Here is a 15,135-nt window from a genome sequence, read left to right as displayed (position 1 = left end):
TCAAGTCCGCAATGACAGGCCAGCCGCCAGCATTGCGCGCAGTGCTGCCGATTGGTAAAGGCAAGAATCTATGGACTCCAAAAACATCCTTCTCAACGTCAACGGCATCGAGGTCATCTACAACCACGTGATCCTCGTACTGAAGGGCGTGTCGCTGGAGGTGCCTGAGGGCCGCATCGTCGCGTTGATGGGTGGCAACGGGGCGGGCAAGACGACCACGCTACGCGCGGTGAGCAACCTGCTGGCCGGCGAACGCGGCGCGGTGACCAAGGGCCGCATCGAGTTGCGCGGCGAACGCATCGAACGCTTGAGCGCGTCCGACATGGTCGAGCGTGGCGTGATCCAGGTGATGGAAGGTCGCCGCTGTTTCGCCCACCTGACTATAGAGGACAATCTGATGACCGGTGCCTACACTCGCCGCGACGGACGCGCCGCAGTAGCGGCGACACTGGAGAAGGTCTACGCCTACTTTCCGCGCCTGAAAATGCGCCGCACCTCGCAGGCCGCCTACACCTCGGGCGGCGAGCAGCAGATGTGCGCCATCGGCCGCGCGCTGATGGCGAACCCTAAGATGATGTTGCTCGACGAGCCGTCGATGGGCTTGGCGCCGCAGATCGTCGAAGAGGTATTCGAGATCGTCAAGGACTTGAACGCCAAGGAGCGTGTGACCTTCCTGCTCGCCGAGCAGAACACCAACATGGCGTTGCGCTACTCGGACTACGGCTACATCCTCGAGAACGGGCGCATCGTGATGGACGGCGAAGCCGCTTCGCTGCGGGAGAATGAGGACGTAAAGGAGTTTTACCTTGGCGTGGGCAGCGGCGACCGCAAGAGCTTCAGGGATGTGAAGAGCTACAAGCGCAGGAAACGCTGGTTGGCGTGAGAGAGATGGAGCAGAATGTCTTGATTCCGGCGACTGATTGCGAGATGCCACATAGTCGGTGCGATATTAGCGGTATGACAACCTAGGAACCCTGACTGATGACGCGTAGAGCCGTGCGAGACATGAAACGACTAGTCCGACGAGGAGTTATGCCATACGCGCCCTCCGATGATGAAGAGCGAGCCCGAGAAGCTGCGCTCGCGTTGTTGACGCGTAGCATCAAATTTGGTCACCGCCGGTTGGCAGTCATCCGATTGGCGAAGGCCGTCGAGGCCAAGGCAGCCGTGACCAAGGAGCAATGGAAATACTGCGAGAGGGTGGCAGCGGAATCTCCTGATATCGCAGTGCGCCGCCTGCTGATTTCTTCGGCCAATCGCATCCAGGTAGGCGCCCAATCCAGCGCATTGCCTGTCAACCAACTACCCAACATGGAACCGACAGAAAAATGGGGAACTGACTGACAAAGACAGCAAGATTAACCGGAGACTGCGGCACCACAGGCTTGGGAGACGGAACTCATATGCGCTACGCTGGTCCACGCGTTGCGTTGATGGGTGACGTTGACGAGTTGAATTCAAACATAGGGATGCAGATCGCTCTGCACGACCCCGTTGACACCCTTGGGCCCTCCCGACCGCATCGAGTAAGGTCAAGGGCACGCCGCCGTGGGGGTTGAGGTGGTCGCGCTGGATCGAACGTCGGAAATACAGGCCGCGCTCGTTGTTCAGAATGTCGTATCCCACGAGTTGTTGAAACGGCCCGTAGGAGTAACTTGCCGACGGAGCCGGGTCCTGCGCGTTCATGGCTGATCGACCTTGAAGTAGTCCGGCTTGCCGGCCGGCCAGAACTCGCCCCACAGCAGCATTCCACCCTCGACGTTGAGCACCTCGCCGGTGATGAACTTGCCCGAAGGGGCAGCGAGGTAGACCACCGCCTCGGCGATGTCCTGCACGTCGCCGGCCCGCTTCATCGGGTTGCATTGGTAGAAGGTGGAGACGTTTTCTTCGCGGTAGTTGTTGAAACCGTTGCTCTCGATGGCGCCGGCGCCAATGCAGTTGAGGCGTATGCCGTGCTCAGCCCATTCGATGGCCAATGTGCGCGACAGCGCGATCACACCGGCGCGTGAAGCGGTCGTGTGCGCCATGCCGGGCAGGCCACGGTCGATGGCGGCGGTGATGTTGACGATGTTGCCGGGCCGGCCCTGTTCCACCCAGCGCCTGGCTGCGCCCTGCATCATGTACCAGCTGCCGTTGAGGTTGGTGTCAATCACCGCATTCCAGCCTTTGACGCTGAAGTCCATCGCATGGGCGGCGAACTGGCCGCCGGCGTTGTTGACCAGCACGTCGACTCCGCCGAAGCGTTCCCACACGGCACTGAGCATGGCGTTCACCTGCTCGGGGTCGCGGATGGTCATCGGGTAGGTAAACACCTCGCGGCCCGACAGCGCGCGCAGTTTTTCGGCGCAGTTCTCGAGCTTGTCGACTTTGCGCCCACAGATGGCGAGCGTGGCACCGAGCCGCGCGAACAGAAAGGCAATCGCTTTGCCGATGCCGCTGCCGGCGCCTGACACCAGCACCACCTTGTCGGCGAAAAGGTCATCGCGGTAGACCGTCGGGAGCGCGGCCAGGGCTTCGTCGCCCGGCCCGAATTTGGGGTGTTGCGCGTCAGCCGAATTCATGTGTTCACCTTGAAGTAATCAGGTTTGGCGGTTGTCCATACCTCGCCCCAGAGCACGCCGCCGCCGTCCACCGTGAGCAGTTCGCCGGTGACGAACTTGCCGCTGGGCGCGCTGAGGTAGACCGCGGCTTCCGCCACATCCCGCACGTCACCGACATGCTTCATCGGGTTGGCTCCGGCGAAGCCCTTCACCGCCTCGGTGGAGTACTGACGAAAGCCGGTGCTGGCGATTGCACCCGGCGCGATGCAATTGACGCGAATGCCATACTGCGCCCACTCCACAGCAACGGTTTTGGAAAGATAGGTCACGGCGGCGCGCGCAGCACAGGTGTGCGCCACGCCCGGCATGCCGCGCTGGAAGGTGGCGACGATATTGACGATGTTGCCTTGCGTTCCGGTGTCGCGCCAGCGGCGCGCCAGCGCTTGCATCATGTACCAGGTGCCGTTCAGGTTGGTGTCGATCACCGCCTTCCAGCCTTTGACGCTGTAGTCCAGCGCCCGCTGCGGGAACTGGCCACCGGCGTTGTTGACGAGAACATCGATGCGCCCGAAGTGCAGCCACGCCACGTCAATCAGCAGCTCGACCTGCTCTGGATCGCGGATATTGGTCTGCTGCACCATCACGTCAGGACTGCCGAGCTGGCGCAGCCATTCGGCGCAGGTCTCCAGCTTGGCGGGGTCGCGTCCGCAGATGACAAGCCTGGCGCCAAGGCGCGCGTACAGGAAGGCGATGGCCTTGCCGATGCCGCTGCCGGCACCAGAGACCACCACGACCTGACCATCGAAGAGCCCAGGCTGGAAGACGGTGGGGAGGGTTGCGAGGGCTTCGTCGTCGAAGCCGAAGGTAGTGTCTTCTGTCATGTTGTCCCTTCAGAAACGAAAGATGCCCTCATGCGGGTCGGCAATCGGGACGTGGACAAGGTTAAAAATGGTAGTCGCTTCATGGCTTCGTGGATGCCGGAAGCGACCCTGCACGCCTGAGCCCGGCAGAGAAAAATATCGCCGCGAGCGATCTGCCCACCCTTGATCTCAGCGTCTTTCGGATACAACACGCCCGAAATGCCTTGGAGCGTGGTTGATTTGCCAGCCCCGTTGGAGCCGAGCAGGGCGACGATGCGGCCTTTGCCGACTGCAGTGAGGTGGATCGTCAGGATGGCAGCCGCAGTCTTGCAGGGCTTCGGCCCGGATGGGCCGGATTCATGGGCGCGACCATGGCCGTTGGTTTCCAGGGTATCGATTGGGGGGGCCGTGAATTTTCTCAAAGTTTGTTCCGTGTTGGGTAGGCGGCTTGCTGCCTCGTTCAAAGATAATAATCTAGCGGTAGTTAGGTTTGTGTCAACTCGAGAAGTCCCTATGCCGTGCCGACGGCTCCAGTTGTGAGTGCGAGCGGCAACTTCTGCCCAGGCTCGCTTACGAATGGGAACCGGTGATTCAGCGCCTCTCGCCTACATCCCCGCGTAATTCGGTCCGCCCCCGCCTTCGGGTGTGACCCAGACGATGTTCTGCGTCGGATCCTTGATGTCGCAGGTCTTGCAGTGCACGCAGTTCTGCGCGTTGATCTGCAGGCGGGAGGTAGAGTCGTCGTTTTTCACGAACTCGTACACGCCGGCCGGGCAGTAGCGGCTCTCGGGGCCGGCGTATTTCGCCAGGTTGATCTGTACCGGCACGCTGGCGTCCTTGAGCTTCAGGTGCGCGGGCTGGTTTTCTTCGTGGTTGGTGTTGGAGATAAACACGCTGGAGAGCCGGTCAAAGGTGAGTTTTCCGTCGGGCTTGGTGTAGCTGATCTGTGGCATCTCGGCGGCCGGGCGCAGGCAGGTGTGGTCGGCCTGGGTGCGGTGAATTGTCCAAGGCGGACGCTTCATGCCGAGCTTGGGCAGCAGCCACTGTTCAATGCCGGTCATCAGGGCGCCGACGAGGCTGCCCTTCTTGAACCACTGCTTGAAGTTGCGCGACTGGTCGAGTTCGGTGTGCAGCCAGCTGTTTTCGAACGCCGTGGGGTAGGCGCTAAGTTCGTCGCTGCTGCGACCGGCGGCCAGGGCCTCGAATGCGGCTTCGGCGGCCAGCATGCCGCTCTTGATGGCGGCGTGGCTGCCCTTGATGCGTGCGGCGTTCAGGTAACCGGCATCGCAGCCGACCAGCGCGCCGCCAGGGAACACGGTCCTGGGTAGGCTCAGCAGGCCGCCGGCGGTGATGGCGCGCGCGCCGTAACTGATGCGATTGCCGCCTTCGATGTGGGCGCGGATGGCCGGGTGGGTCTTCCAGCGCTGCATTTCCTCAAAGGGGCTGAGCCAGGGGTTCTTGTAGTCCAGCCCGGTGACAAAGCCGAGCGTGACTTGGTTGCCTCCGAGGTGGTAGAGAAAGCCGCCGCCGTAGGTGGCGTTGTCCATCGGCCAGCCGGCGGTGTGCACCACCCGACCGGCTTGGGCGCGGGCCGGGTCGATCTCCCACAGTTCCTTGATGCCGAGGGCATGGCTTTGCGGGTCACGGCCGGCGTCGAGCTTGTATCTGGCGATGAGTTGCTTGCCGAGATGGCCGCGTGCGCCTTCGGAAAAAATAGTGTATTTGGCGTGCAGTTCCATGCCGAGCTGAAAGCCCTCATGCGGCTGGCCGTCCTTGCCAATGCCGAGGTTGCCGGTGGCGACACCTTTGACTGAACCGTTGTCGTTGTAGAGCACCTCGGCGGCTGTGAAGCCGGGAAAAATTTCCACACCCAGCGTTTCGGCCTGCTCGCCCAGCCATTGGGTCAGGGCCCCGAGGCTGATGACGTAGTTGCCCTCGTTGTGGAAGCAGTCAGGCACCAGGAAGTCGGGCGTGCGTTTGGCGCCAGTCTCTGTGAGGAACAGCACGTCGTCACCGGTGACGGGCTGGTTCAGCGGCGCGCCCATCTCTTTCCAGTTGGGGAAGAGTTCGTTCAGGGCGATCGGGTCCATGACCGCGCCCGAGAGGATGTGAGCGCCGGGGGCGGAGCCTTTTTCCAGCACCACGACGGACACGTCCTTGCCTTTTTCAGCGGCCAGCTGCTTGAGGCGGATGGCCGTGGCCAGGCCACCGGGGCCACCGCCGACGATTGCCACGTCGTAGTCCATGGATTCGCGGGGGCCGTATTGTTCGAGCAGGGAGGTGGGCGTCATGCGGACAGAACCAAAAAAGTTGGCGGCCCTGGGGCCGAAGTTGGCGAACGGGGTGGTTCAGGGGCCGTTGCCGGCCGGCAGCGGCGGTGCGGTGCGCGGCGCGCCGTCACGCTTGTAGACCATGACCGTGCGCTTGAAAGTGCAGACAATGATGCCGCCCTGGTTGTAGCCCTCGGTGCGCACGGTCACGACGCCGACGTTGGGGCGCGATCGCGACTCGCGCTTGTCTAGCACCGTGGAGCGGGAATAGATCGTGTCGCCCTCGAACACCGGATGTGGCAGCCGGACTTCGTCCCACCCGAGATTGGCCAGGACGTTTTGCGAGACATCGCTCACCGTCTGGCCCGTCACGAGGGCCAGTGTGAGGCAGGAGTTGACGAGCGGGCGGCCGAACTCCGTCTGCGCAGCGTAGTGGGCGTCGAAGTGCAGCGGCGCCGTGTTTTGCGTCAGCAGCGTGAACCAGATATTGTCCTGCTGGGTCAGGGTGCGCCCGAGGGCATGCCGATACTCGTCGCCGACCTCGAAGTCTTCATAGAAGCGACCGCGCCAGCCTTCCTTGACCGTCATACACGCCTCCTGGTGCAGGCTGCACAGTCGGCTCGGCCTGGCGCGGAGGCCGACACTGCCGCATTGAAATGTTTTGTCATGTTATGCCTTGTTATGCCTTGTCATGGGTAAGGATGCCATCGAACACGATTGCCGTGATTTGACGCACGAAGTCCTGGAACGAGCCGCGCTGGGGGTTGTACCACTCCACCGTCCAGTTCAAGGCCCCAATCACGAAGAGTCGAACCATCGCCGTGCTGGTGTCCTGGCGCAATTCACCGCTGGCGAGCGCCGATTCGAACAGCCGATCCCAGTAGTCCGAGTAGGCCCGCCGGACCACCCGGTGGCGATTCTTTGCGCTGGTCGGAATCTGGCCATAGATGCGAATATTGGCTGACGTGAAATCGCCATGGTGGAGCATGCCCCAGAGGTGGCCTTCGATGCCGGCGGCGATACGCTGACGCCAGCTGGCGTTCGCCGCAAGCGCTTCGATCCGGGTACGAACGGCGTCGGCGACGATCGTGATGCCCTTGTCCAGGACTTCGCCGAGGATCTCTTCTTTTGATGCGAAGTGATAATAGATGCTGCCGGCTTTGACGCCGGCCGCGTCGGCAACCTCGCGCAAAGTGGTCGCGGCATACCCATGGTGTCTGAACAGTCGCGCAGCTTCGAGCAGGATGCGCTCGCGGGTAACGGGGGCTTCGGGGATCGTGGCGGTGGCTTCAGAACGTGGCTTGTTTGTCATATCGGTCGTTAGTTAGGTTTAACAAGCCGATCGTAGCAGACGCGTTCCGGTGTCAGCAGGGCGTGAACCCGCTTAGCCGATCATGCTGTAGCCACCGGAGACGGACAGGACCTGCCCGGTGACATGACCCGCAACCTTCGCCGAAGACAGGAAGACGACGGCATTGGCAATATCCTGCGGCCGCCCCACCTTGCGCAGCGGCAGCGCCTTGGCGACTTTTTCCAGTTGTTCGGGCGTGAACATGCTGTCGGCATCAACCCACATGCTGCTTCCGCCCACTTCGTCGGTGGTGCTCGGGATCGTGATGCCGGGGCAGACCACGTTGCAGCGGATGCCGTAACGTCCGTTTTCCTTGGCGATCGTTTTCATGAAGCTGTTGATGGCGGCCTTGACGCCGCCGTACACGGCCTCGCGCGGCTCGCCCTGCCGGCTGGCGTCGGAACTGATCGAGACGATGGAGCCCGCGTTGCGGGGAATCATCAGATCGAGTGCGGTTTTGGTGCAGTTGAGAACGCCGACGTAGTTGATGGCGATGATCTTCTGCCAGAGATCGGGGGTCGTCTGTGTGAAGAACATCAACTGGTCCCAGCCGACGTTGTTGACGAGTACATCGACGCCGCCAAACTTGTCAACTGCGGCCTTGAACATGGCTTGCACCTGATCGAGCTGGGTGACATCGGTCTTGACAACCTGCGCCGACGCTGCGCCGCTGAGCAAAGCGAGTTCGGCCGTCTTTTGTGCCTGCTGCTCATCCACGTCGCCGATGGTGATGTGGGCGCCTTCGGCGGCGAAGCCGAGCACGATGGCACGGCCGATGTTCGAGCCGCCACCGGTGACGATGACCGATTTGTTTTTGAGATCAAGATCCATATTTACTCCTTGCGCGTTGGCGCTTGATTGATGTGATGATAGTGTAACTGTCAAACGATAGTTAGATAAATGACGTTTAAATTTCCCGCATTTTCAGATTTCAGATAATTGACCAGACGATTTGCAGTGCAAGCCGCCGCATCGGGCGCCACGCGGCCTGCTTCATCGGTTACCCAATGACGACCCGAAAAACACGGGATAAGGGGACATGGTCGGTGCGCTATGGCCCGACCATGCCCCTCAGGGGTATTCCAATTACGGTTTGGACTTGGCGAACTCGCCGGATTCTTTTTTGACGATTTCCTGGACGACATCGTTGTACGCGGAGAACCAGTCGGTCTGTGGCACCCACTTGGCGCCATCCCACATGTCGATGCGGGTCTTGCCGCCTCCGCCATGATCCTTGGCGGTCACTGTCACTGGGGCGATCAAGTCTTCGGCATCAAAGTTTTTTAGGCTTTCCAGACCGCGTTTCATTTTGTCCGGCGTGATGGGCCAGCCGCTTTGCTTGATGGCCAGGCGAGCACCTTCGAAAACACTGGCATAGATAGCCAGGCCGGTGTTGTAGTAGACATCGTTGAGATGCTTGCGGTCACCGCTGCCTTTGCCCTTCTCGTAAAGATCCTTGATGATTTGCTGCATCAGCGGGTGGCTCTGCCCCCCCACCACGTTGGTGCCGCGTTTGAGGCCTTTGGCGTTTTCCAGACCGATGTTGGCAAGATCAATTTCGTTGAGCCAGTTGACGGAAAGGTATTTGTCCATCGCGATGCCGTTGCGCTTCATTTCGCGCGAGGCGACGACGTGCATGTTGGCCAGGTTCCAGCTGAGGACCCAGTCGGGGTTGAAGCGGCGGATCTGGGTCCAGGCGGCGGCCTGGTCATTGCCCGGCATCGGGTTGGGAACCAACTGCAGCTCAAAGCCTTCTTTGGCCGCGAGCGTCTTCAACACGCCGATCGGTTCCTGCCCGAACGGATAGTCGGGGTAGATGAACGCGATCTTCACGCCCTTGAGGTTGCCGCCGGACTTGGTTTTGAGGTACTGGATGTTGTTGGCCATTTGGCCCCAGTAGGTCGGCCCGATGGGGAAAATCCACTTGAACACATCGCCATCGACCGCATCGCCACGGCCTACAAAAGACTGCATCATTACATTGCCATCGGCCATGGCGCGAGGAAGTACGGCGCGGGAAACCGGCGTGGACAGGAAATCGAAGGCAATGGCGCCCTCGCGTTTCATCTTTTCGTAGCACTCAATGCCGCGTTGCGGCTCGTTGCCATGGTCTTGAACCAGAATCTCAATCGGGTGCCCTTCAATGCCGCCTTTCTGGTTAAGGATTTGTGCATAGTCGCGTACCGCTTGGGAAACCTGTGGCGTAACAAAACCGTAGGACTTGCTCAGGTCATAACAAAGCGCGAATTTGATCGGCTGCGCTGGCGCCTGCGCCTGCGCGGACTGCAGACCGGCAAGCGCCAATCCCAGACCGGCCACGACAGAAAGTAACTTGAATCTCATGTCTGTTCTCCTAAGAAACGTACGGATTAAAAAAAGTCCGATGGGCACGCCGTACAGTACGGCCCAAGACTGAACGCCAAATCAGGTATCGACGTGGACAGGGTAACCACGGGGGGTCAGGTCAGCCAACGTTTGCGTCTGCGATAGTGCTTGATGTCATGGAAACTGCGGCCTTCGGTGCCGCCCAGATAGAACTCCTGGATGTCCGGGTTTTTCTTCATGGCTTCTGCGCTGTCATGCATCACCACGCGTCCGTTCTCGATCAGGTAGCCATGCGAGACGACCTCCAGAGCGGCAATTGCGTTTTGTTCCACCAGCAGAACGGACAGCCCTTCTTCCTTGTTGATGCGTCGGACAATGTCGAAAATCTCGGCTACGAGAAAAGGTGCCAGTCCGAGGCTCGGCTCGTCAAGCATCAGCAGTTTGGGTTGCGTCATCAATGCACGGCCAATGGCCAGCATCTGCTGCTCGCCGCCTGACAGATAGCCGGACTGCGCGGTGCGTCGCTGATGCAAGCGCGGGAAGTAGCTGTAAACCATGTCCTTGTTACGCAGCATGTCCTGGCGGGTGCCACGCACCGCCGAGGCCGCCACCAGGTTCTCGTCAGGCGTCATGTGTTCGAACACACGCCGCCCTTCCAGCACATGAACGATACCGAGCTTGACGCGCTCCTGAGGCGCCAGCGCATCGATGTTCTGACCCAGGAATTGCACCTCACCGCGGGTTACCAGGCCGCGCTCAGGGCGCAGCAGGCCGCTGATCGACTTCAGCGTCGTGCTTTTACCAGCGCCGTTGGCGCCCAGCAGTGCAACCATGCCGCCTTGCGGCACATCGATCGAAATGCCCTTGATGGCGAGCGATACATGATCGTAGATGACCTCGACATTGTTCAGTGACAATATCAAGGCAGGTTCCGCTGTCTGGTTTTGCATCAGCGTTGGGGAGGGGGTTAAGTTGTCAGTCGCCATGATGTCGTTTTTACTTTCGGGCGTAGCCGAAGGGCCAGACCAGCAGGTAGTTGCGCAGATTGGTGTACATCTTGCCCAGGCCCATCGGCTCGACCAGCAGGAAGATAATGATCAGTGCGCCATAAACCGCATGCGGAATGTGGGCCAGCGTTTCAACGCCGAGCGAGATACCCATGAGCTGCGCCAGCCAGGCGATCAGGCTGTTCATCAGGCCGGGCATCAATAGAATGAAGGCGGCCCCAAAGTAACTGCCGATGATGCTGCCCAGTCCGCCGACGATCACCATGGCCAGCAACTCGATGGACACGTTAACCGCAAATTGCTCCGGTGTCGCCACCCGGTAGAAGGTGAAGATCAGGATAGCGCCGCTGATGCCGCCGATGAAGGACGAGGTGGCGAACGCCACCAGCTTGTAATACAGGCTGTGCACGCCGATGACTGCCGCGGCGAAGTCCTTTTCACGCACGGCAACGAGCGCGCGGCCAAGACCTGTGCGGCGCAGATTAAGCATGAAGACGGTCACGAACAGGCACCAGCCCAGCGCCATATAGTACAAGCCACTCTCTGAGGTGACGGCCTGACCGAGCAAGCGCATCGCGGGTGCTTGCAGCGTGGCCTGGGAGCCACCGCTGATGGCCGGCACGTGGGAGATCACCCAGTCCATCACGAACTGCAGTGCCAGCGTGCTGAGCGCCAGATACAGGCCTTTCACGCGCAGCGCCGCGAAAGCGAAAACGATGCCGATCACAGCGGCCATCACGCCGCCGAGCACCACCGCGATCTCCCAGGGAATGCCGTTGCGTGCGCCGTGCACCGCCGTGTAGGCGCCGATGCCCATGATGGCGGCATAGCCGAAGTGGAACTGACCGGCCCAACCCAGGATCAGGTTCAAGCCGAGCACGGCCGCAGTCCACACCAGCCACGGTAACAGCTGGGTGCTGAGGACGAGCGAGCTCATGGTGAATGGCGCAGTTAACGCAAAGGCCAGCAACAAGCCGATCATCCAGCGATCCGCGGGTAGCGGAAAAAGCGAGCGCGCGTTGGCGTAACTGGTATGGGAAATCCCTGATTGACGAAATAACATGACCTTCAGATCCTTTCAATGTCGTGGCGCCCGAACAGACCGTGGGGCCGAATCAGGATGGTCAGAATCAGCGTTGCGGCAACCACCAGGTCGCGGCTGCCACCACCCACCAATGGGTCGAGATAGCCTGACGCAACGCCTTCAAGAAGGCCCAGCAGCAAGCCGGCCAGAATGGCACCGCCGATGCTGTCAAGACCGCCCAGAACGGCGACAGTCAGGCCCTTGAGCAATAGCAGAGCCAGCCCCTGATTGACCCCTTGAACCGAGCCCCACAACACGCCGGCTGTGGTGGCCAGAACCGAGGACATGGCCCATGAAAATGCCACCCCGCGTTCAACCGAAATACCGATCGACCACGACGCGATGTAATCATCGGAGATGGCGCGCAGGACAATGCCTCTGCGCGTTTGAAAGAAGAACATGAAAATCAAAAACAGCGCGACCGCCACCACGGCCCCCACGACATAAGCCCGATTCAACAACAGGGGCCCCAGGAACAGCGGTTCGTCGCTGATGCCAATGGACAGCGTACTGCCTCCGCCACCCCAGATGGCCATCGTGGTTGCGCGTATAAAGATGTCCAGCCCCAGCGTCATCATCAGGATCATGATGATGGGGCGGCCCGCCAGCCGGCGCAAGGCCACCCGCTCGATACCCATGCCGACAAAGAACATCGTCCCCATTGCCAGCGGGATGGCGGCCCACATCGACACACCTAATCCATTGGCAATCGCCAGCACCACATAGGCACCCAGCATGGTCATCGCACCTTGCGCCAGGTTGGGCACCGAGGACGACTTGTAGATGATCACGATGCCCATGGCCACCAGTGAATACATCAGCCCCGACAGCGCGCCATTGATGGCCAATTCGGCAAATAGTGAAAAGTCCATGATTTAAATCTCCTGCACCGAGAGTTGGCGCTCGATGGTGCCGACTTCACCGGATTCGTACGTGATCTGTGCTTTCATCGTGACCATTTTTTGACCACCGTAGATCGCATCAATGATGGGCGCATAACGCTGTTCCACCACGTTGCGGCGCAACTTGCGGGTTCGCGTCACCTCGCCATCGTCGGGGTCGAACTCCTTGTGCAAGGACACGAAGTGATGCAGTTTCAAGCCATCCGGCAGAATGCTGTTGACGCGCTTGACGGCTGCCGTGACCAGTTCGATCACCTCGGGTTTTTGCGACAGGTCGGCATAGGACATGTAGGAAATGCCCCGTACCTCGGCCCAATGGCCAACCGGCTCCTTGTCGATGCAGATGATGGCCGCCAGTGTGTCGCGACCGCTCCCGAGCACTGCCACGTCCTTGATGAACGGACTGAACTTGAGGCGGTTCTCAATGTAGTTCGGAATGTAGCGTTCGCCCTTGGCGGTGTACACCACCTCCGATAATCTTCCGAGCACCACCATATGTCCGTCAGGCTCAACATAACCAGCATCGCCCGTGCGCAACCAGCCATCCTCAAGTGCTTCCCGGGTGGCATTTTCAAGCTTGTAGTAACCGGAAAACACACTTCCGGACCGAACCATGATCTCGCCGTTGTCGCCGATCTTGACTTCCACACCGGGCAGCGGTTTGCCGACCGTGTGCAGGCGTACTTCTTCGATGTCCTGCAAGGCATTGAAGGCGCTGCTTTCGGTTTGACCATAGAACTGTCGCAATTTCACGCCGAGTGCACGGTAAAAAACAAAAGTGTCCTCGCCAATCGCTTCGCCGCCGGTGAAGGCGTTTCGCAAGCGGGTCAGGCCCAGTTGGTCCTTGATCGGCCCGAAGATCAGCAATTCACCCAGCGGGCGCATCAGACGCTCTTTCAGGCTGGGTTGTTTTCCCTCAAGTTTGCTTCGTTCGGCGGCCAGCGCGGAGTTCATGAAAACATCGTAGAGCCACTTCTTCAGTGGTGTCGAATCTTCCATGCGTACCTGGATGGTGGTTAGCATGTTGTCCCAACTGCGGGGCGCAGCCAGATAAAAAGTGGGCGCCACCTCGCGCAGGTCGTGCAGCACCGTCTCTTGACGCTCTGGAATGTGGATGGTGAAGCGCAGCGCAACACCAGCGCCGACCGTGATCGCAAAGTCACCTACCCAAGCCATCGGCAGATAGGCAAGGATGGTTTCGCCAAAGGTGAAGGCGCCACCGCGATGGGCGTTGCGCACCCCGGAGAGTAAATTGCGGTGGCTCAACACCACGCCCTTCGGTTTGCCGGTGGTCCCCGACGAATGCACAAACACTGCGGGTCCGTCGGGCTGCGCCCGCTCAATCAGGGCCCGGCGCAAAGTTGGCTCGGCCCGCAGGCGCGCGGCACCGATTTCCTGTACCTTGTCCCACGACACCAGCCCTGGATCGGGGTAGCCGGCCAAACCGCGAGCATTGTCATAAATAACGTGCTCAATCGCTGATCCCTGTTCGCCCAGGTCGAGTACTTTGTCGACCTGTTCCTGGTCTTCGGCCAGGACAAAGCGGACATGCGCCTCCTGCATGAAGTGACGAATTTCGTCGGATGTTGCATCAGGGTAGACCGGCATCGCGTAGCCGCCCAGCATGCCGGCCGCGAGCATGCCCATGTAAAGCCGGGGCCGGTTGTCGCCCAGTACCAGCATGGCATCGTCGGAACCAAAACCCATGCTTTCCATGCCGGCTGCGCAGGCGAGCGTGGCATCCAGCATGTGCGACCAGGTGGTTTCCTGCCATATTCCCAGGTGCTTTTCGCGCATTGCCACATGCTCGCCGAGCAACTCGGCGTTGCGGGCCAGAATGCGGACGAGTGTGGTGTCGACACCCAGGTCCCAGGTTGTGGTGTTGCCGTCCTTGGCAGAGTCAATATCAGCGCGTTGCATGCGCACCCCCCAGATAGGCCTTGATCACGCGCTCATCCTTCATCACCTCGGCAGGAATCCCGGTTCCGATGGTTTCACCATAGCTGAGCACCATCATGCGATCGCAGATGCCGGTGATCACGTCCATGTGATGCTCGATCAGCAGCACCGTGACATTGCGCTCGTCACGCGCATCGAGAATAAAGCGGGCCATGTATTCCTTTTCTTCCTGGTTCATGCCGGCCATCGGTTCGTCAAGAACCAGAAAGCTGGGCTCGGCCACCAGCGCGCGCGCCAGTTCGACCCGTTTTTTCAATCCGATCGGAATGCTGTCTACCATCTCGTCACGCACGCTTTGAAGCTGCATGAAGTCGATGATTTCTTCGACCTTGAGCCGGTGTGCCATCTCATCCTTGCGGCCCAGCCACCAATAGAGGGCAGTTTTGGCCACGCCGGGCTTCATATGGATGTGGCGCCCCAGCAGGATGTTGTCGAGCACACTCATGCCGTTGAAGAGCGCCAGGTTCTGGAAGGTGCGCGCCACGCCCAGGGCGGCGATCTTGTGCGGCGCCATGCCGGTGATGTCGCGGCCATTGAGCAATATGCTGCCGACCTGGGGTGGAAAGAAACCGGTAATGGCGTTGGTCATGGTTGTCTTGCCACTGCCATTGGGCCCGACCAGGCCAAAGATCTCGCCGCGCTCGATGCGCAGATTGACCCCGGTTAGTGCGACCAAGCCACCGAAACGGCGCTCCAGTCCTCGACATTCGAGGACGGGTTCTGTTGCCTGGTTGCTGGCTTGCGTCGGAGTTGATCCCCGCTCTCTGGTACTGGTATGGGTACTGATGGTGTTGATCACTGAAGGTGCCTATGACATTTCACGGTTGACTATCTGCC

At 60.3% G+C, this 15,135-nt stretch carries 16 protein-coding genes; 3 read left to right on the top strand and 13 right to left on the bottom strand.

Annotated features, from left to right (window positions below; all coding sequences use genetic code 11):
* Nucleotides 1–70: 70 nt before the first annotated feature.
* From C5P05_RS07345 to C5P05_RS35250, 3 genes are all read left to right on the top strand, one after another.
* Nucleotides 71–883 carry an ABC transporter ATP-binding protein gene (locus C5P05_RS07345; protein WP_114969200.1) on the top strand — a complete coding sequence of 271 codons (813 nt, stop codon included), beginning with the start codon at nucleotides 71–73 and terminating at the stop codon, nucleotides 881–883.
* A 149-nt stretch (nucleotides 884–1,032) separates the two neighbouring features.
* Nucleotides 1,033–1,344 (top strand): hypothetical protein, encoded by a 312-nt coding sequence (locus C5P05_RS34000; protein ID WP_198674656.1) that lies wholly within the window; start codon nucleotides 1,033–1,035, stop codon nucleotides 1,342–1,344.
* On the top strand, nucleotides 1,341–1,559 hold the full coding sequence (locus C5P05_RS35250) for a hypothetical protein (RefSeq protein ID WP_420130727.1): 219 nt from the start codon (nucleotides 1,341–1,343) through the stop codon (nucleotides 1,557–1,559). Before C5P05_RS34000 ends, C5P05_RS35250 begins: the two co-directional genes overlap by 4 nt.
* 123 nt (nucleotides 1,560–1,682) lie before the next feature.
* Here the strand turns inward: C5P05_RS35250 and C5P05_RS07330 are convergent, their stop codons facing one another.
* The 13 genes from C5P05_RS07330 to C5P05_RS07270 form a co-directional block, all read right to left on the bottom strand.
* The gene (locus C5P05_RS07330) at nucleotides 1,683–2,561 is read right to left on the bottom strand and encodes an SDR family oxidoreductase (protein ID WP_114969199.1); all 879 of its coding nucleotides are present in this window, start codon (nucleotides 2,559–2,561) and stop codon (nucleotides 1,683–1,685) included.
* Complete coding sequence (locus C5P05_RS07325; protein WP_114969198.1) at nucleotides 2,558–3,421, bottom strand: SDR family oxidoreductase; 864 nt, start codon at nucleotides 3,419–3,421, stop codon at nucleotides 2,558–2,560. Before C5P05_RS07325 ends, C5P05_RS07330 begins: the two co-directional genes overlap by 4 nt.
* Nucleotides 3,418–3,864: an ATP-binding cassette domain-containing protein gene (locus C5P05_RS35245; RefSeq protein ID WP_420130726.1), complete on the bottom strand. Its 447-nt coding sequence runs from the start codon at nucleotides 3,862–3,864 to the stop codon at nucleotides 3,418–3,420. The genes C5P05_RS07325 and C5P05_RS35245 overlap by 4 nt, the downstream gene beginning before the upstream one ends.
* 141 nt (nucleotides 3,865–4,005) lie before the next feature.
* On the bottom strand, nucleotides 4,006–5,691 hold the full coding sequence (locus tag C5P05_RS07315) for an electron transfer flavoprotein-ubiquinone oxidoreductase (RefSeq protein ID WP_114969197.1): 1,686 nt from the start codon (nucleotides 5,689–5,691) through the stop codon (nucleotides 4,006–4,008).
* Nucleotides 5,692–5,748: 57 nt separating this feature from the next.
* The gene (locus tag C5P05_RS07310; RefSeq protein WP_198674652.1) at nucleotides 5,749–6,258 is read right to left on the bottom strand and encodes a MaoC family dehydratase; all 510 of its coding nucleotides are present in this window, start codon (nucleotides 6,256–6,258) and stop codon (nucleotides 5,749–5,751) included.
* A 91-nt stretch (nucleotides 6,259–6,349) separates the two neighbouring features.
* Nucleotides 6,350–6,982 (bottom strand): TetR/AcrR family transcriptional regulator, encoded by a 633-nt coding sequence (locus C5P05_RS07305; RefSeq protein ID WP_114969195.1) that lies wholly within the window; start codon nucleotides 6,980–6,982, stop codon nucleotides 6,350–6,352.
* A 72-nt stretch (nucleotides 6,983–7,054) separates the two neighbouring features.
* Nucleotides 7,055–7,852: an SDR family NAD(P)-dependent oxidoreductase gene (locus C5P05_RS07300; protein ID WP_114969194.1), complete on the bottom strand. Its 798-nt coding sequence runs from the start codon at nucleotides 7,850–7,852 to the stop codon at nucleotides 7,055–7,057.
* A gap of 255 nt (nucleotides 7,853–8,107) precedes the next feature.
* A complete protein-coding gene (locus C5P05_RS07295) occupies nucleotides 8,108–9,364 on the bottom strand; it encodes an ABC transporter substrate-binding protein (RefSeq protein WP_114969193.1) in 1,257 nt (418 codons plus the stop codon).
* A gap of 116 nt (nucleotides 9,365–9,480) precedes the next feature.
* Nucleotides 9,481–10,296 (bottom strand): ABC transporter ATP-binding protein, encoded by an 816-nt coding sequence (locus C5P05_RS07290; protein ID WP_041390610.1) that lies wholly within the window; start codon nucleotides 10,294–10,296, stop codon nucleotides 9,481–9,483.
* A 46-nt stretch (nucleotides 10,297–10,342) separates the two neighbouring features.
* Nucleotides 10,343–11,416 carry a branched-chain amino acid ABC transporter permease gene (locus tag C5P05_RS07285; RefSeq protein WP_114969192.1) on the bottom strand — a complete coding sequence of 358 codons (1,074 nt, stop codon included), beginning with the start codon at nucleotides 11,414–11,416 and terminating at the stop codon, nucleotides 10,343–10,345.
* Nucleotides 11,417–11,421: 5 nt separating this feature from the next.
* Entirely contained in the window at nucleotides 11,422–12,309 is an 888-nt protein-coding gene (locus tag C5P05_RS07280) for a branched-chain amino acid ABC transporter permease (RefSeq protein WP_114969191.1), read from the bottom strand.
* A gap of 3 nt (nucleotides 12,310–12,312) precedes the next feature.
* The gene (locus C5P05_RS07275) at nucleotides 12,313–14,259 is read right to left on the bottom strand and encodes an AMP-dependent synthetase/ligase (protein WP_114969190.1); all 1,947 of its coding nucleotides are present in this window, start codon (nucleotides 14,257–14,259) and stop codon (nucleotides 12,313–12,315) included.
* Complete coding sequence (locus C5P05_RS07270; protein WP_114969189.1) at nucleotides 14,246–15,097, bottom strand: ABC transporter ATP-binding protein; 852 nt, start codon at nucleotides 15,095–15,097, stop codon at nucleotides 14,246–14,248. Before C5P05_RS07270 ends, C5P05_RS07275 begins: the two co-directional genes overlap by 14 nt.
* Between the last annotated feature and the right edge of the window lie 38 nt (nucleotides 15,098–15,135).

The organism is Rhodoferax ferrireducens (assembly GCF_003347515.1).
GTDB lineage: Bacteria > Pseudomonadota > Gammaproteobacteria > Burkholderiales > Burkholderiaceae_C > Rhodoferax.
This window is presented reverse-complemented; position numbering and strand designations above follow the sequence as displayed.

What these genes read in the sequence shown, in the direction of transcription:
- C5P05_RS07345 (WP_114969200.1), top strand. Translation starts at nt 71, where the DNA reads ATGGACTCCAAAAACATCCTTCTCAACGTCAACGGCATCGAGGTCATC.
- C5P05_RS34000 (WP_198674656.1), top strand. Translation starts at nt 1,033, where the DNA reads ATGCCATACGCGCCCTCCGATGATGAAGAGCGAGCCCGAGAAGCTGCG.
- C5P05_RS07330 (WP_114969199.1), bottom strand. Translation starts at nt 2,561, where the DNA reads ATGAATTCGGCTGACGCGCAACACCCCAAATTCGGGCCGGGCGACGAA.
- C5P05_RS07325 (WP_114969198.1), bottom strand. Translation starts at nt 3,421, where the DNA reads ATGACAGAAGACACTACCTTCGGCTTCGACGACGAAGCCCTCGCAACC.
- C5P05_RS07315 (WP_114969197.1), bottom strand. Translation starts at nt 5,691, where the DNA reads ATGACGCCCACCTCCCTGCTCGAACAATACGGCCCCCGCGAATCCATG.
- C5P05_RS07310 (WP_198674652.1), bottom strand. Translation starts at nt 6,258, where the DNA reads ATGACGGTCAAGGAAGGCTGGCGCGGTCGCTTCTATGAAGACTTCGAG.
- C5P05_RS07305 (WP_114969195.1), bottom strand. Translation starts at nt 6,982, where the DNA reads ATGACAAACAAGCCACGTTCTGAAGCCACCGCCACGATCCCCGAAGCC.
- C5P05_RS07300 (WP_114969194.1), bottom strand. Translation starts at nt 7,852, where the DNA reads ATGGATCTTGATCTCAAAAACAAATCGGTCATCGTCACCGGTGGCGGC.
- C5P05_RS07295 (WP_114969193.1), bottom strand. Translation starts at nt 9,364, where the DNA reads ATGAGATTCAAGTTACTTTCTGTCGTGGCCGGTCTGGGATTGGCGCTT.
- C5P05_RS07290 (WP_041390610.1), bottom strand. Translation starts at nt 10,296, where the DNA reads ATGCAAAACCAGACAGCGGAACCTGCCTTGATATTGTCACTGAACAAT.
- C5P05_RS07285 (WP_114969192.1), bottom strand. Translation starts at nt 11,416, where the DNA reads ATGTTATTTCGTCAATCAGGGATTTCCCATACCAGTTACGCCAACGCG.
- C5P05_RS07280 (WP_114969191.1), bottom strand. Translation starts at nt 12,309, where the DNA reads ATGGACTTTTCACTATTTGCCGAATTGGCCATCAATGGCGCGCTGTCG.
- C5P05_RS07275 (WP_114969190.1), bottom strand. Translation starts at nt 14,259, where the DNA reads ATGCAACGCGCTGATATTGACTCTGCCAAGGACGGCAACACCACAACC.